Below are 16,089 nucleotides of genomic sequence, written 5' to 3' on the forward strand. Positions count from 1 at the left end.
GCATTATGATGATTTTGACTGATAAAAAGCCACGTGTGAATGTTGAAGGGATTTTGACTGCGGATGAAATCCATGAAATTGAACATCACATTGGTCATTATCCATACCCACGCGCAGCGTCCTTGGATGCTTTAAAATGCGTACAACGCCGTAATGGTTGGGTGGATGATGCACAGCTACATGCGATTGCACAATTGTTGACAATCAGTGTTGCTGATCTTGAAGGTGTTGCAACCTTCTATAACCGTATTTATCGCCAACCTGTTGGTCGTCACGTGATTTTATTGTGTGACTCAATTGCTTGCTTCTTGATGGGTGCGGAAACTTTGGCAGAAGCTTTTCAACGTGAATTGGGTATTCAATTTGGTCAAACAACCGCTGATGGTCGTTTCACTTTATTGCCAATCTGTTGTTTAGGTAACTGTGACAAAGGTCCGACGTTGATGATTGATGAAGATACTCACGGCTTGGTTGAAGTGACATCAATTCAACAGTTATTGGAGAAGTATGTATGAATACCGAACCAAAACCAATTTATGGCGAAGGTAACCCAGAAACCCATCCATTAACATGGCGTTTAAGCAAACAAGAATTTGTACGTAATGCAGATGATTACGAAGCGCTTGAAGGTTATGCAGGCTTTAAAAAAGCCATCACTATGCCACCGAAAGATGTGCTTGAAGTGATTAAAGCGGCGACTGTAAAAGGTCGTGGTGGTGCAGGTTTCCCAGCAGGTATTAAATGGTCATTGATGGCACCTAATGATGGTGGCCCTCGTTACTTGATCTGTAATGCTGATGAAATGGAACCGGGTACATTCAAAGACCGTTTGTTGATGGAAAAACTTCCACATCAATTAATCGAAGGAATGTTGATTGCAGCTTATACCTTAGAGGCAACTCAAGGCTATATCTTCATTCGTGGGGAATACATCGAAGCTGCTCAGTATCTCAATGATGCTTTAGAGCAAGTTCGTGCCAAAGGTTACTTGGGTGATAATATCCTCGGTACAGGTTGGAACTTTGATTTACACGTACATACGGGCGCAGGTCGTTATATTTGTGGTGAAGAAACTGCATTGATTAACTCACTTGAAGGTCGTCGTGCAAATCCACGTACTAAACCACCTTTCCCACAGGTTGCGGGTGCTTGGGGTCGTCCTACGATTGTCAACAACGTAGAGACCTACAATAACTTGCCTGCAATTATTTTGCGTGGCCCTGAATGGTACATCAATCTTTCTGCGGGTAAGTCGAAAGATCCGGGTACAAAAATTTATGGTGCATCAGGTAAGGTGAAATTCCCTGGTTTATGGGAGCTTCCATTTGGTACAACTGCACGTGAAGTGATCGAAGACTATGCGGGCGGTATGCGTGATGGTTTGAAACTTAAAGCATGGTTACCGGGCGGTGCATCGACTGACTTCTTGGCCGCTGAACACATCGACCTTCCAATGGATGCAGAAAGCATCATGAAAGCAGGTTCACGTTTAGGTACGTGCTTGTTGATGGTGGTTGATGAAACACAATGTATGGTTTCAGCGACACGTAACTTAGAAGAGTTCTTTGCTCGTGAGTCATGCGGTTTCTGTACGCCTTGCCGTGATGGTTTACCTTGGGCAGTTAAAGCGCTTAAAGCAATTGAAAATGGTGAAGGGAAGATGGAAGACATTCAACATCTTCAAGAACTCACACGTAAATTGTGGATTGGTAAGACTTTCTGTGCTCACGCACCTGGTGCGATGGAACCACTTATGGGCGCACTCAAATATTTCCGTAGCGAGTTTGAAGCAAAAGTGACAGATCGTCCTGCTGCTCAAGCAAGCAACGTAGAACAAGTTTAAGGAACTCGACTATGGCTACAATTCATGTCGATGGAAAATCGTATGAAGTCAACGGCTCGGAAAACTTGCTACAAGCATGTTTGAGTCTTGGCATCGACATCCCATATTTTTGTTGGCATCCATCCTTAGGTTCAGTCGGTTCTTGCCGTCAATGTGCTGTTACTCAATATGCGAATCCTGAGGATACGCGTGGTCGTTTAGTAATGTCATGTATGACGCCTGCTTCTGACAATACCTATATCTCGATTGAAGATAAAGAAGCGAAAGATTTCCGTGAATCTATCGTAGAATTCTTAATGACTAACCATCCACATGACTGCCCAGTCTGTGAAGAAGGTGGTCATTGTCATCTACAAGATATGACAGTAATGACAGGTCACGACCGTCGTCGTTATCGTTTCACTAAGCGTACGCATCACAATCAAGAATTGGGTTCATTCATTGCACATGAAATGAACCGTTGTATCGCATGTTATCGTTGTGTTCGTTATTACAATGATTACGCAGGCGGTACAGATTTTGGTGTATATGCGAGCGCTTCACGTGTTTATTTCGGTCGCCCAGAATCAGGCACTTTAGAATCAGAGTTCTCAGGGAACTTAACTGAAGTTTGCCCGACAGGTGTATTTACCGATAAAACACATTCTGCACGTTATAACCGTAAATGGGATATGCAGTATGCGCCAAGCGTATGCCAAGGCTGTTCTTCAGGTTGTAATATTTCACCGGGTGAGCGTTATGGCGAGTTACGTCGTATAGAAAACCGTTTCAATGGTGACGTTAACCAATACTTCCTTTGCGATAAAGGCCGTTTTGGTGCAGGTTATGTGAATCTTGAAGATCGTCCACGTCAACCACAATTCCGCAGTGGTACTGAAGTCACTACAGTTTCTGTAGATACGGCTTTAGATACTGTGATTGAAAATATTCAAGGCAAAAAAGTTTTGGGTATTGGTTCGCCACGTGCATCACTTGAATCAAACTATGCACTGCGTGAGCTTGTTGGACAGCAACACTATTCAACAGGTATGTCACAGAAAGAACAAAGTTTGGTTGAGCTTGCTGCTTCAATTATGCAAACCGAAGGTATTTATAATCCGGGTATGCGTGAGATTGAAAGTTATGATGCTGTGTTAATTCTCGGTGAAGACTTAACGCAAACTGCGCCACGTATGGCATTGTCTGTTCGCCAAGCTGCGAAAAACAAAGCCAAAGAAATGGCTGCAGAACGTCGTACTCAAGACTGGTTAGCAGAACCTCTACAACGTATTGCTCAAGATGCGAAATCTCCGATTTATATCTTGGCTGCTACGCAAACTCGTCTTGCTGATGTTGCTACAGGTGAAGTTGTTGCTTCTCCAAATGATATTGCACGTTTAGGCTTTGCAGTCGCTGCAGCAGTGAAAGGTGACGTCATTCTTGGTTTAGATGATGATGCGAAAGCATTTGCTCAAACCATTGCGGATACTTTAAAAGCTGCGAAAAAACCATTGATCATTTCTGGTACAAGTTTACAAGATGCTGCGATCATGGAAGCGGCTACACAAGTAGCGCAAAATCTTGGTGGAAATGCAGGTTTAACATTGACCGTTCCTGAAGTGAACTCAATGGGCTTAGCGTTGTTTGGCGGTTTAAGTTTAGAACAAGCTTTTGCACAAGATTATGATTCTATCGTGATTATGGAAAATGACTTATTCCGTCATTTACCAGCGACTCAAGTTCAAGCTGCATTAGATAAAGCGCAAAACGTGATTGTTTTAGATCATTCTGAAACGGATACTGTAAAAGCTGCTGATGTTGTATTGTCTGCTGCGAGTTTCGTCGAAGGTGACGGTACCGTGGTAAGCCAAGAAGGTCGTGCACAGCGTTTCTATCAAGTTTATGATCCGAGTTACTACAAACCTGAACTTGCGATTAAAGAATCTTGGCGTTGGTTACATGCCATTGAAACTGGCGTGAAAGGTAAGGCGATTTCTTGGACGCTACTTGATGATGTTATCGAGTCGGTTGTGAAAAACGTTCCTGCACTTGAAGCGATTCAAGATGTTGCACCTGATGCGGGTTACCGTGTACATGGTTTGAAAGTTGCTCGTGAACCACGTCGTTACTCAGGTCGTACAGCTATTCGTGCATTGTTAAATGTACATGAGCCTAAACAACCTGTAGATAAAGATTCAGCATTAACATTCTCTATGGAAGGTTATGTTGGCCCTCAAAATGCGTCTTCTTTGGTTCCATTTGCATGGGCACCAGGTTGGAACTCTCCGCAATCTTGGAACAAATACCAAGATGAAGTGGGTGGGCATTTGAAAGGTGGTGATGCAGGTGTTCGTTTATTTGACCGCCTTGCTAAACGTCCTACACGTAGCTATGTTGCTCCAGCAGCAGTTGTGGCAAATCCAGACAGTTTCCGTTTAGTGCCAATGCACCATATCTTTGCTTCGGGTGAGTTCACTGCGAAAACACCTGCGATGGAGTCACGCATTCCAGCACCTGTATTTGCAGTTGGTGAGCAAGATGCGAAACGTTTGAATGTACAAGATGGTCAGCAAATTACAGTTAATGCAGGTGAGACAATAATTCGTCTTCCTGTGCAAGTGATTGAATATTTACCTTCAGGTTATATTGGTTATCCAGTAGGTCAAGCACCTACGGTATCTCTTGCAGAACCTGTATCTGTGGCGGTAGGAGTGTAATCATGAATGAAACTTTACGCGCTCTACCAACATGGGCTCAGGACTGGCCAATCGCTTATTCAGTGATTCAAGCTATCGTGATCTTGTTGGTCGTGGTTTTACTTGCTGCATTGATGTCGTTCATTGAACGTCGTTTGCTTGGTCTATGGCAAGACCGTTATGGTCCAAACCGTGTTGGACCAGGCGGTATGTTCCAGATCGTTGCCGACATGCTTAAAATCATGTTCAAAGAAGATTGGACACCAAAATTTGTTGATAAACTGACGTTCCGTTTAGCACCAGCAGTTGCAATGGCAACTGCGGTACTGTCGTTCATGGTTATTCCTGTTTCACCTTATTTAGGTGTTGCAGACATGAGCATCGGTCTATTGTTCTTTATGGCAATGGCAGGTATTGCAGTATATGCCGTGTTATTTGGTGGTTGGTCATCAAATAACAAATATGCGCTACTCGGTGGTCTACGTTCAGCAGCTCAAACCATTTCTTATGAAGTCTTCTTAGGGATTTCATTGATGGGTGTCGTTGCGATTGCGGGTTCATTTAACTTGCGTGACATCGTAGAAGCTCAACGTGATGTATGGTTTGTTATTCCTCAGTTTATTGGCTTCATGATTTTCGTGGTTGCAGGTGTTGCGGTAACTCACCGTCATCCATTTGACCAACCAGAAGCAGAACAAGAATTGGCTGAAGGTTACCACGTAGAATACGGCGGTATGAAATGGGGGATGTTCTTCGTAGCTGAATACGTCAACGTCATCTTAATTTCTGCACTGATCGTGACTTTATTCTTCGGTGGTTGGTTAGCGCCATTCAATTTAAATATTCCATTCATTCCAGATGCGTTCTGGTTCATCGCAAAAACAGCATTCTTTGTGATGATGTTCGTCTTGGCTCGTGGTTCGTTAATGCGTCCACGTTATGACCAAGTGATGAACTTTGGTTGGAAAGTATGTTTACCACTGGCGTTGGTTAACCTTTTGGTGACTGGTGCTGTGATTCTGATGAATCAAGCCTAGGACAGCAGGGAGTACAAAATGTATAAAATTCTAGCTGGAGTCGGGTCAATTGTTCGTTCGTTGTGGATGGTGTTTAGCCATGTCACACGTAAACGTGACACGATTTTATATCCTGAAGTACCAGCCGAACAAATCGTACCTCCGCGCTACCGTGGTCGTATTGTGTTAACACGTGATCCAGATGGTGAAGAGCGTTGCGTAGCATGTAACTTATGTGCTGTTGCATGCCCAGTCGGTTGTATTTCATTGCAAAAAGCTGAAAAAGAAGATGGACGTTGGTATCCAGAATTTTTCCGCATTAACTTCTCACGCTGTATTTTCTGCGGTATGTGTGAAGAAGCATGTCCTACGACTGCGATTCAGTTAACACCAGATTTCGAACTTGGTGAATATGTACGTCAAGACCTTGTTTATGAGAAAGAAAACTTACTTATTTCAGGTCCTGGTAAATACCCAGATTACAACTTCTACCGTGTAGCGGGTATGGCAATTGACGGTAAAGAGAAAGGTCAAGCGCAACGTGAAAGCGCACCTGTTGATGTACGGAGCTTATTACCATGATGTGGCCATTTTATTTAATGGCTCTCGTGGCCATTGTTTCTACGGTTCGTGTTGTGACCAATGCGAATCCAGTACATGCACTGCTTAGTTTGATCGTGTCTTTACTTGCAGTTGCAGGTATTTTCTTAACCATTGGTGCACCATTTGCAGCAGCATTAGAAATTATTGTTTATGCAGGTGCGATCATGGTTTTGTTCGTATTTGTGGTGATGATGCTCAATCTTGGTCAACATACTGTTGATCAAGAACGTAAATGGTTAACTTCAGATGCATGGGCTTATCCTGCACTGATGTGCTTTTTATTAGGCTTATGCTTGGTTTGGAGCTTGGGCTCGGATTACACAACTTCAGGTGCAGTTATTGGCACACAAGTGGTTGGTCCTAAAGCGGTTGGTCAAGCGCTATTCACACAATATTTATTATTGGTTGAAGTTGCTGCAATGTTATTGCTCGCAGCACTTGTTGCAGCATTCCACTTAGGCAAACGTGAACCTAGTGCAGAAGGGGATAAAGAATAATGGGCAACATTCCTTTAGAACATGGTTTGATCGTTGCATCTATCCTTTTCGCACTGGGTTTTTATGGTGTGATGGTACGTCGCAACTTATTATTCATGTTAATGAGCCTTGAAATCATGATGAATGCGGCAGCATTGGCATTCGTTGTGGCAGGTAGCGCATGGGCGCAACCAGATGGGCAAATCATGTTTATCTTGATTTTAACCCTTGCTGCCGCAGAGGCATGTATCGGTCTTGCGATCGTCCTTCAGTTCTATCATCGCTTCCATCACTTGGATGTAGATGCTGCTAGTGAGATGCGCGGATGAGTTATTTATATTTAACGATTTTATTTCCGCTCATTGGTTTTATCCTTTTAGCGGCAGGGCGTAATAAACTTCCTGAAAATGTAGCTGCAATTATTGGTGCGGGTTCAGTTGGACTTTCTGCATTATTTGCTTTAATTGCAGGCATGGACTTTGTGAATAATGGTTCTGTTGCTCAGACACAGCACCTTTGGACTTGGTTTAATGTCGGCGGTTTTGCACCAGGTGTGAACTTGCACTTAGATGGCTTATCATTATTGATGATGGGCATGATCACAGGTGTTGGTTTCCTTATTCATATCTTTGCAACGTGGTATATGCGTGGCGAAGAAGACTTTGCACGTTTCTTCTCTTACTTCAACCTTTTCGTTGCGAGCATGTTAGTGCTTGTATTGGGTGACAACTTAGCGTTGTTATTCTTAGGTTGGGAAGGCGTAGGTCTATGTTCTTACCTATTGATTGGTTATTACTACCAAAACCCTGCAAATGGTTTTGCGGCAATCAAAGCATTTACCGTAACACGTGTTGGTGATGTATTCTTACTCATCGCATTGTTCTTGCTTTACCAACAATTTGGTACTTTGCACATCGGAACGATTGTTGCAAATGCATCACAAGTGTTAGCACTTGATCATAATCTTGCACTTTGGACTTCGTTAATGTTGTTCTTGGGTGCTGCTGGTAAATCTGCACAAATTCCATTACAAACATGGTTGGCAGATGCGATGGCTGGTCCTACACCAGTATCAGCATTGATCCATGCTGCGACAATGGTAACAGCTGGTGTTTACTTGTGCTGCCGCATGTTCTCTGTGTTTGAAATGACACCAGAAGTGATGCAGTTCATTTCGATTACGGGTGCGGTAACGTTATTGGTTGCTGGTTTTGCTGCATTGGTTCAAACCGACATCAAGCGTATTCTTGCTTACTCTACAATGAGTCAGTTGGGCTATATGTTTATGGCTGTAGGTGCTGAAGCGTACCAAGCAGGTCTATTCCACATGTTGGCTCACGCATTCTTCAAGGCATTATTATTCTTGTCTTCAGGTGCGGTAATCCTTGCATATCATCACGAACAAAACATCTTCAAAATGGGTGGCTTGTTCTACAAGAACAAATTCTTATTTGCTTGCTTCGCCATTGGTGGTGGTGCACTTGCTGCAATTCCATTCATCACAGTGGGCTTCTTCTCAAAAGATGCGATCTTAGGTGCTGTTTGGGCACAAGGTCAATCTGTAGCACTATATGACTCATTATATTGGGTAGGTGTTGCTGGTGCGTTCTTAACCTCGATTTATACATTCCGTTTAATTTGGGTTGTATTCTTTGGTAAGGAAAATACGCCATATCACGAGATCAAAGGTGTGACTTACTGGGCGCCTTTGGGTGTGTTAGCTGTGCTTTCAACAGGTTTGGCTTATTTCTTAAAAGCACCTGTAATGAACGTTTTAAATGCAGCACACATTCCTGCTTTTGAAGTTTCTCAAGCACTTGAAGAAGGTATGCATGGTGCAGAGCATCTTGCTGTAGGTATTGCATTGGCTGGTTTAGCTGTCGCTATTGTGTTATTTGCATTTGCATATAAAGCAGTAAAAGGCTTTGCTGAAACTTCATTCGGTGCAGGTCTTGCAAACATTTGCCGTAACGCATTTGGTTTTGATTCGCTGTATAACCTTGTGTTTGTTCAACCTTATTTATTGATTGCAAAAATTCTTGGTCGTGACCCAATTGATGGCTTATGGCTGGTATTACCTGCGATTGTGAAAAGTGGTAATAAATTTACAAGTACCCGTCAAACAGGTTCATTACGTGAATATGCATCAAGTATGTCACTCGGTGTAGTGGTATTGCTGATGATCTTGATCGTGATTCAGGTAGTGGGGAAATAAGATGGAAATCACAAACAACTGGATCTTACCCGCACTGATTCTTGTACCTTTTATTGCAGGTTTCATTTGCTGGTTAGTTGATAAACTTGATCAACATCTACCTCGTTATATTGCCTTAGTCGGGATGATCCTGACTTTGGTCCTAACATTAGTGTTATGGAAACAAGGTGGATTTAGTTATGAGTTGGGTGCGAAAGTACCAACTTGGGCAGCAGAATTTTATTTACCGTGGATCAAAACACTCGGTATTAATATTCATTTAGCTGTAGATGGTCTTTCACTGTTAATGGTCGGCTTAACTGCATTGCTTGGTATTCTTGCAGTAGGTTGTTCATGGGGTGAAATCCAAAAGAACGTTGGTTTCTTCCACTTAAACCTTTTATGGTCTTTAGGTGGGGTAATCGGTGTATTCCTAGCGATTGATTTGTTCATGTTCTTCTTCTTCTGGGAGATGATGCTTGTACCAATCTATTTCTTAATCGCACTTTGGGGTCACAGTGGTGCAAGTGGTAAATCACGTGTTTACGCTGCAACCAAGTTCTTTATCTATACCCAAGTTGCTGGTTTAATCATGCTGATCGGTATCCTAGGCTTAGTGGTCTATGGTTACATGATGACTGGTATGATTGGATTTGATTACAACTACTTATTAGCAGTTGCAAATACACTTGATGCGCAAGCACCACATGTTGCATATGGATTAATGATCTGTTTCTTCATCGGTTTTGCGGTAAAACTTCCTGTTTTCCCTTTGCACGGTTGGTTACCAGATGCACATGCTCAAGCACCTACAGCGGGTTCTGTAGACTTGGCAGGTATCTTAATTAAAACTGCTGCGTATGGTTTACTGCGTTTTGTTATGCCATTCTTCCCAGCAGCTTCTGCACAATTCGCAGATATTGCAATTATTTTAGGTTTGATTGGTATTTTCTACGGCGCTTGGTGTGCTTTCCAACAAACAGATATGAAACGCTTACTGGCGTATACATCAATTTCTCATATGGGCTTTGTTTTACTGGCGTTGTACGCAGGTAATATCCTGACATTCCAAGGCTTAATGATCATGATGTTAGCGCATGGTTTATCATCTGCTGCATTGTTCATTATGTGTGGTCAGGTGTATGAGCGTTTACATACACGTGATTTGCGTTTGATGGGTGGTATTCGTGGTCAATTCCAATACTTACCATTCTTCTTAATGTTCTTTGTATGTGCGCTAGTAGGTATTCCAGGTCTAGGTAACTTTATCGGTGAATTCCTGATCTTGATGGGTTCATTTGCTAAATTCCCAACATTTACTATTCTTGCTGCAATCAGCTTAGTATTTGCAGGACTCTATGGTCTGATCTTGATTCATAAAGCGTTGTTTGGTACGCCAAATGAAGAACAGAAACAACATTATGAAAGCCCATTAAAAGATTTAAATGCACGTGAAACTGTTATTTTATTAATCTGTGCTTTCGGCTTAGTTTGGTTAGGTATCTATCCTCAAACATTCTTGGATATTTCACATTCAAGCATGGCATGGTTAGCAAATAGCTACATTCCAGTTCAAGAAGTTGTCGATGTTACTCAACAAGTAATTTCACAACAAAATGTGGAGATCCAATAGTCATGAACTTCACAATGTCATTTTCGGAGCTCATGCCTTTGGCTCCTGTAATGATCGTAGCGTTAACTGCGATCGTCGTGATGATCTTAACTGCGATTAAACGTAATCATAATCTGATTGCGACAGCTTCGGTTGTGGGTTTAAACCTTGCAGTTATTGATATTTTATTCATGATGTTTGGTGGTGCTTATGCACCATCGAATGTGATGAATATGTTTATGGTTGATCCATTTACATTGCTTTATCAATTAATGATTCTTATTGCGGCATTGGCTTGTTGTACTTTATCTCACGCTTATATTGAAACGTATAAGGATAATCGTGAAGAGCTGTATATCTTAATGTTGATCTCTGTTGCAGGGGCAATGTTAATGGTGACAAGTTCACATTATGCATCGTTCTTTATTAGCTTAGAGTTAATGTCTATTCCTGTTTATGGTTTATTGGCTTATACACATCAACGTTCAAAGTCTTTAGAAGCGGGTATTAAATATTTAGTACTCTCTGCTACAGCATCTGCAATGTTGTTAATGGGTATGGCTTATTTATATGCTTATACAGGTTCATTGGCATTCTATGAGTCTTTCCAAGCGTTATTTGAAGCAATTAAGCAACCGATGGTTGTGTTAGGTTTAGGTCTAATTATTTTTGCAATTGGCTTTAAACTTTCACTTGCACCATTCCACAAGTGGACACCAGACGTTTACCAAGGTGCGCCTGCGCCAATCGCAACTTTCCTTGCGACTGTGGCGAAAATAGCAACCATTGGTTTAATGGTTCGTTTTGTACTGACTTCAGGTGCGATTCTTGTCCCATCGATTGTGACGATCATTACTGTAATTGCCGTACTTTCAATCCTCGTTGGTAACTTCCTTGCAGTACGTCAAGTTAACTTGAAACGTATTTTGGGTTATTCATCAATCGCACACTTTGGTTATTTATTGATTGCATTGGTGAGTATGACTTATGCAAGCTTAGGTAGCGTTAGTGTTTATGTGGTGACTTATACATTAACGACGATTGGTGCATTTGGTGCTGTAGCACTCATGTCTAGTCCTTATAACAATGTTGATGAAGCAGAATCACTTGCGGATTACCGTGGTCTATTCTGGCGTCGTCCAGTATTGACAGCGACTTTAACTGTAATGATGTTATCGTTGGCAGGTATTCCATTAACCGCAGGCTTCATTGGTAAGTTTATGGTGGTTATGGCTGCTGTAACGACACAACATTGGTTCTTGGCTGCAATGGTAGTGGTGGGTAGTGGTATCGGTTTGTATTACTACTTACGTGTTATGGTGGTGATGTATATGACACCACCTGAAACACCACGTATCGATGCTGTGGATCATTGGGGACAAAAAGTTGGTGGTTTGATGGTTCTTGGTGCGGCTGCATTAGTATTGTTGATCGGTATTTATCCTGATCCAATTATTAATTTCGCATTGAAATCAGAAATTTTATCTCCGATACACTTTTTGATGTCACAACAGCAATAATCTGAAAAAACGATAGCTATTAACAAAAAAAGCCCTCATTCGTTGAGGGCTTTTCTTATCTCTAATATAAAAAACATTTATAATAGTGCAAATTTACTTTTATCTTTTTAGGTGTACTCCCGTGTCTATTCAAGAAATTCGTCATCCGCTCATTCGTCATAAATTAGGTTTATTACGTCGTGCAGATATTAGTACTAAGAATTTCCGTGAACTTGCTCAAGAAGTCACCATGCTTTTGACCTATGAAGCAACGAAAGATTTGCCAGTGTGTGACCATGAAATTGGTGGATGGGCTGGTAAAGTCACTGTAGATAGAATTGCAGGGAAAAAAATTACTGTAGTGCCAATTTTACGTGCAGGTATTGGTATGTTGGAAGGTTTTTTAAATCTTATTCCAAGTGCTAAAGTTTCAGTTTTAGGTTTAGAACGTGATGAAGAAACTTTAGAAGCACGTACTTACTATAAAAAATTAGTTCCTGATGTTCAAAACCGTATCGCGATGATCATTGACCCAATGCTTGCTACAGGTTCTTCTTTGGTTGCTGCGATTGATGTGCTTAAAGCAAGTGGTTGTAAAGACATTCGTGTGATGGTTTTAGTTGCTGCACCAGAAGGCATTAAGCGTGTTGAAGATGCGCACCCAGACGTCACTATTTTTACTGCGTCAGTAGATCAAGGTTTGAACGAACATGGTTATATTGTTCCAGGTCTTGGCGATGCTGGAGATAAAATTTTTGGTAGTGTGCAAAAAGATTAAAATTTAGTATGATCAGAGGAGGCTTTAAAGTCTCCTTTTTTTACGCTTTAAAAAGAGAACAAAAAATGTTTCGTAAAGGCATTGTTACTTTTTTTGATGATCGTTTGGGTTTAGGCCATATAGAGTTGGCATCTGATCATCAACAAGTTGTTTTTAAATTAGAAAATTTTTCCAACACCTCGATTTTGCCACAAATTGGTGAACGGGTTAAATGTATTGTTGTAGAAGAACATGGTGAATTTTTAGCTAAATTCATTGTGCGTTTAGATCATAAAAATTATGTCGCTGATAAAAATAAACAGCCATCTTCCAAGCTTGTTTATGATGAAAGTTCATTTGAGAATGTGCATAACTCCAGAAAAATTTTGAAGAAACGACGAATTTCTGCTGACACGATTGCACACAAAAATGAGCATATTTCTGAGAATGCTGTAGTTGATCAAAACATTCCTGCTGCAAAGGATAACAATGAGCCTGCCAGTAGTAAAAATGTATTTGCAACTCAATCTACTCAAACAGTTCAATTCCAAAGAGTAGCGATTCAACCACAAATTATCAAAAGCAGCTCTTATACTGAGAAATTTGTTGAGGTAATTAAGCCCATTCAGATTATAGAAAAGCATAATGTTGTAGAAGAAGTGCCAGTTGCGGAAATCACCGAATCGGTTTCAGATGAAGTCATTCTCGAAGAAGTTGCAACAATTCAGGAAGTAGATGCTTCTGAACCTATTTTAAATGAATCGATTAACGAGGCAGTTGAAGAAATCATCCCTGAACCTGTTCAATCCATTCAGATTGAAGCAATATCAAATCCTGTAGTAGAAGAAACGCCAGTAATTGAGATTAGCGAACCTGTTTTAAATGAATCGATCAACGATGAAATTCAAGCAGTTGAAAAAATCATCCCTGAACCTGTTCAGTCCATTCAGGTCGAAGCAGTATCAAATCCTGTAGTAGAAGAAACGCCAGTGATTGAGATTAGCGAACCTGTTTTAAATGAGTCGATCAACGATGAAATTCAAGCAGTTGAAGAAATCATCCCTGAACCTGTTCAATCCATTCAGATTGAAGCAGTATCAAATCCTGTAGTAGAAGAAACGCCAGTAATTGAGATTAGCGAACCTGTTTTAAATGAAAGCATTTACAAACCAGTAGAAGCCGTTCAACCAGTAGAACTTATTAAACCGACTCAGAACCATCTTCATATTGATAAATCAATGGAAAGTATTGTTGCAAATGAGCAAACTTTTAAAGAAGTACCTGCATTAGATACAGTGGTGGCTGAAAAAGAAATACCAGTACCGAAAGTCAAATCTGTGGATTTACAGCAACAATTACGTGATCGGCAATTGCTTGAAAAAAAGATGAATTTAAGTGGCTTTCAAAAGTTTATACAGCAAATGAAGGTTAAGTTTTTATATTCTAAACGTAAACAAGTTCAAGTGAAGCCCGAGGTTAAAAAGCGTTTTCATTTTAATCCATGGATTTTAGTCACAGGTGTTGTGTTATTAGTGACGATTAACTTTGGCTTTTATGCGCATGATCGCTATACAGAATATAAAAGTGAGAATTTATTAAAATTGCAACAGTATGAAAAGGAACAGAAGGAAGAAATTAAACGTCAAAAGAGAGAAGCAACTGCACGTTAAGTTTTAAAATAAATTGTTGTTGGTATTTAGATCAATCATTAATGAATTTATTTTAACTCCATCTGTGAATTTAGATGATTCGACGTTATTTGAATATGAGGGAACGTGTGTTCGATTTGGACAAAGTGATAAAGTATTATAATGATGAGGGATTTAGGGTTTTTACCCAATCTTAATCCCAATTTGTCAGTGTAATTGTATATGGCTGAATTTCCTCATTATGATAGATGATCTCAACTGGGTGAAAATATAAAATATATCGTGGTAGAAATATCTTGAGCGTATTACAAACGAGTCAAATGATTCGTTTAAGGTGCTATAATCAATTACGATTTAGATATCCCGAAAGCCAATGAATCATAGCAGGAAAATATTTTGAAACGAGCTAAAAACGATGGCTCTAAACTTGGTTTTGTTTCAGTTGTGATTTTGGTTATTTTCTCAGGTTTAGTCTATTTTAGTGTTGGTGCATGGGAGCAATATAAAACTTACCAAACCAATCAAAAGGCAAAATTTGCACAATTAGAACAGCAGCAAAAGCAAGTGATGCAACCACGTAAAGATAATGGTCAGATTAACCCAATTGCACTAAGTGAACAGCCTCAAAGTAGTTTAAAAGAGAATATTCAGTCTCTTCATTTTGAACCTCAACCTATTGAGATTAAATTAGAAAAGTAGGATTATTTCAGACGGTATTATTGGAATCATGTTAATTGAGATACACAGCGTAGTTCTAAAAACTCATTCTTCTTTAATTAGAAGAAATCTAACTATTCAAATGGCAAAAATGACTTAAAAAATAAAAGCTCCATAAGGAGCTTTTATTTTTTTCACAACTTTTATTTTTCACAAAATTTCATAAAGGCTTTTAAACCAGGGCCTTGGTATTTTTGACGATGAACTAGCATGAAAAGAGGGCGAGTCAACTGCCAAAAAGGTGTATCGAGAATAACTAATTCACCTTTATCCAACAAAGGTTGAATGGCAAGTTTAGAAATACATGACATCCCCAAACCACCTGCAACGATTTTCAAAATGGCTTCGTTATGACCTAAAGTAAGACGAATTTTGGCGTTGGGTAAATCTTTTAAAATCGCATTATCAAAAACTTCACGTGTACCTGAACCTTCTTCACGAAGAATCCACTCACTTTGATAAAAATCTTCTGGCTTGAGTGGGCGGTTAAGATTGGCCAATGAATGATTTGGTGAGCAACATACGGCAAGTTCATCATCACGCCAATGGATGCATTGGAGTTGAGGTAAATAACATGAACCTTCAATCAATGCTAAATCAAGTTGGAATTGATTGACTGCTTCAATCATTTGACGGGTATTGCCGACTTGAAGTTGTAAATGTGCTTGAGGTTGAACTTGTAAAAAATCGGCCATTAAATCAGGCATTAAGTAATCACTGATGGTTAATGTTGCACCTATGCGTAAATCGATGCTTTGTAACTCACCTTTCGCTGCTTGTTCAAAAGCTTCGCAACGGCCTAAAATTTCTAAAGCCTGAGGCAGTAGAAAGCGTCCTAAATCATTAAGCTGTAATCGTTTCCCAAGACGGTCAAACAGCGGCGCACCTAGTCCATCCTCCAAGTCTGCCAAAGCCATACTTGCAGCACTTTGAGTCAACCGAACTGCATCACTCGCTTTGGTAACAGTACCTTCTTGAGCAACAGCTACGAAAACAGCCAATTGGCGTAAAGTCATTCGCATGTGTAGAGCCTTAACATTTTAAATAT

Annotated in this window: 14 protein-coding genes; 13 read left to right on the forward strand and 1 reads right to left on the reverse strand. The window is 40.5% G+C overall.

Annotated features, from left to right (window positions below; genetic code table 11):
• Nucleotides 1–5: 5 nt before the first annotated feature.
• The 13 genes from nuoE to GGG_RS20475 all read left to right on the forward strand — a co-directional run bounded on the left by nuoE (nt 6) and on the right by GGG_RS20475 (nt 15,023).
• Complete coding sequence (gene nuoE / locus GGG_RS0111770) at nt 6–515, forward strand: NADH-quinone oxidoreductase subunit NuoE (RefSeq protein ID WP_010115112.1); 510 nt, start codon at nt 6–8, stop codon at nt 513–515.
• A complete protein-coding gene (gene nuoF / locus GGG_RS0111775; RefSeq protein WP_010115113.1) occupies nt 512–1,843 on the forward strand; it encodes an NADH-quinone oxidoreductase subunit NuoF in 1,332 nt (443 codons plus the stop codon). The genes nuoE and nuoF overlap by 4 nt, the downstream gene beginning before the upstream one ends.
• Nucleotides 1,844–1,854: 11 nt before the next feature.
• Nucleotides 1,855–4,539 carry an NADH-quinone oxidoreductase subunit NuoG gene (gene nuoG / locus GGG_RS0111780; RefSeq protein ID WP_010115114.1) on the forward strand — a complete coding sequence of 895 codons (2,685 nt, stop codon included), beginning with the start codon at nt 1,855–1,857 and terminating at the stop codon, nt 4,537–4,539.
• A gap of 2 nt (nt 4,540–4,541) precedes the next feature.
• Nucleotides 4,542–5,555 carry an NADH-quinone oxidoreductase subunit NuoH gene (gene nuoH / locus GGG_RS0111785; RefSeq protein WP_010115115.1) on the forward strand — a complete coding sequence of 338 codons (1,014 nt, stop codon included), beginning with the start codon at nt 4,542–4,544 and terminating at the stop codon, nt 5,553–5,555.
• Between the two features lie 18 nt (nt 5,556–5,573).
• The gene (gene nuoI, locus GGG_RS0111790; protein ID WP_010115116.1) at nt 5,574–6,116 is read left to right on the forward strand and encodes an NADH-quinone oxidoreductase subunit NuoI; all 543 of its coding nucleotides are present in this window, start codon (nt 5,574–5,576) and stop codon (nt 6,114–6,116) included.
• Entirely contained in the window at nt 6,116–6,634 is a 519-nt protein-coding gene (nuoJ, locus tag GGG_RS0111795; protein WP_171057695.1) for an NADH-quinone oxidoreductase subunit J, read from the forward strand. Before nuoI ends, nuoJ begins: the two co-directional genes overlap by 1 nt.
• On the forward strand, nt 6,634–6,942 hold the full coding sequence (gene nuoK, locus GGG_RS0111800) for an NADH-quinone oxidoreductase subunit NuoK (protein ID WP_004827952.1): 309 nt from the start codon (nt 6,634–6,636) through the stop codon (nt 6,940–6,942). The genes nuoJ and nuoK overlap by 1 nt, the downstream gene beginning before the upstream one ends.
• A complete protein-coding gene (gene nuoL, locus GGG_RS0111805) occupies nt 6,939–8,828 on the forward strand; it encodes an NADH-quinone oxidoreductase subunit L (RefSeq protein ID WP_010115119.1) in 1,890 nt (629 codons plus the stop codon). Before nuoK ends, nuoL begins: the two co-directional genes overlap by 4 nt.
• Before the next feature lie 7 nt (nt 8,829–8,835).
• Nucleotides 8,836–10,440: an NADH-quinone oxidoreductase subunit M gene (gene nuoM / locus GGG_RS0111810; RefSeq protein ID WP_029574562.1), complete on the forward strand. Its 1,605-nt coding sequence runs from the start codon at nt 8,836–8,838 to the stop codon at nt 10,438–10,440.
• Nucleotides 10,441–10,442: 2 nt separating this feature from the next.
• The gene (nuoN, locus tag GGG_RS0111815; RefSeq protein ID WP_010115123.1) at nt 10,443–11,939 is read left to right on the forward strand and encodes an NADH-quinone oxidoreductase subunit NuoN; all 1,497 of its coding nucleotides are present in this window, start codon (nt 10,443–10,445) and stop codon (nt 11,937–11,939) included.
• 121 nt (nt 11,940–12,060) lie between these two features.
• Nucleotides 12,061–12,696: a uracil phosphoribosyltransferase gene (upp, locus tag GGG_RS0111820; protein WP_010115125.1), complete on the forward strand. Its 636-nt coding sequence runs from the start codon at nt 12,061–12,063 to the stop codon at nt 12,694–12,696.
• A gap of 65 nt (nt 12,697–12,761) precedes the next feature.
• Complete coding sequence (locus GGG_RS20470; protein WP_010115127.1) at nt 12,762–14,345, forward strand: hypothetical protein; 1,584 nt, start codon at nt 12,762–12,764, stop codon at nt 14,343–14,345.
• A gap of 375 nt (nt 14,346–14,720) precedes the next feature.
• Nucleotides 14,721–15,023: a hypothetical protein gene (locus GGG_RS20475; RefSeq protein ID WP_010115129.1), complete on the forward strand. Its 303-nt coding sequence runs from the start codon at nt 14,721–14,723 to the stop codon at nt 15,021–15,023.
• A 161-nt stretch (nt 15,024–15,184) separates the two neighbouring features.
• On the opposite strand, the gene gigC is transcribed toward GGG_RS20475, so the two are convergent.
• Nucleotides 15,185–16,063: a LysR family transcriptional regulator GigC gene (gene gigC / locus GGG_RS0111835; protein WP_010115130.1), complete on the reverse strand. Its 879-nt coding sequence runs from the start codon at nt 16,061–16,063 to the stop codon at nt 15,185–15,187.
• Nucleotides 16,064–16,089: the final 26 nt, after the last annotated feature.

The sequence above is a fragment of the Acinetobacter sp. P8-3-8 genome, from assembly GCF_000214135.1.
Classification (GTDB): Bacteria; Pseudomonadota; Gammaproteobacteria; order Pseudomonadales; family Moraxellaceae; genus Acinetobacter.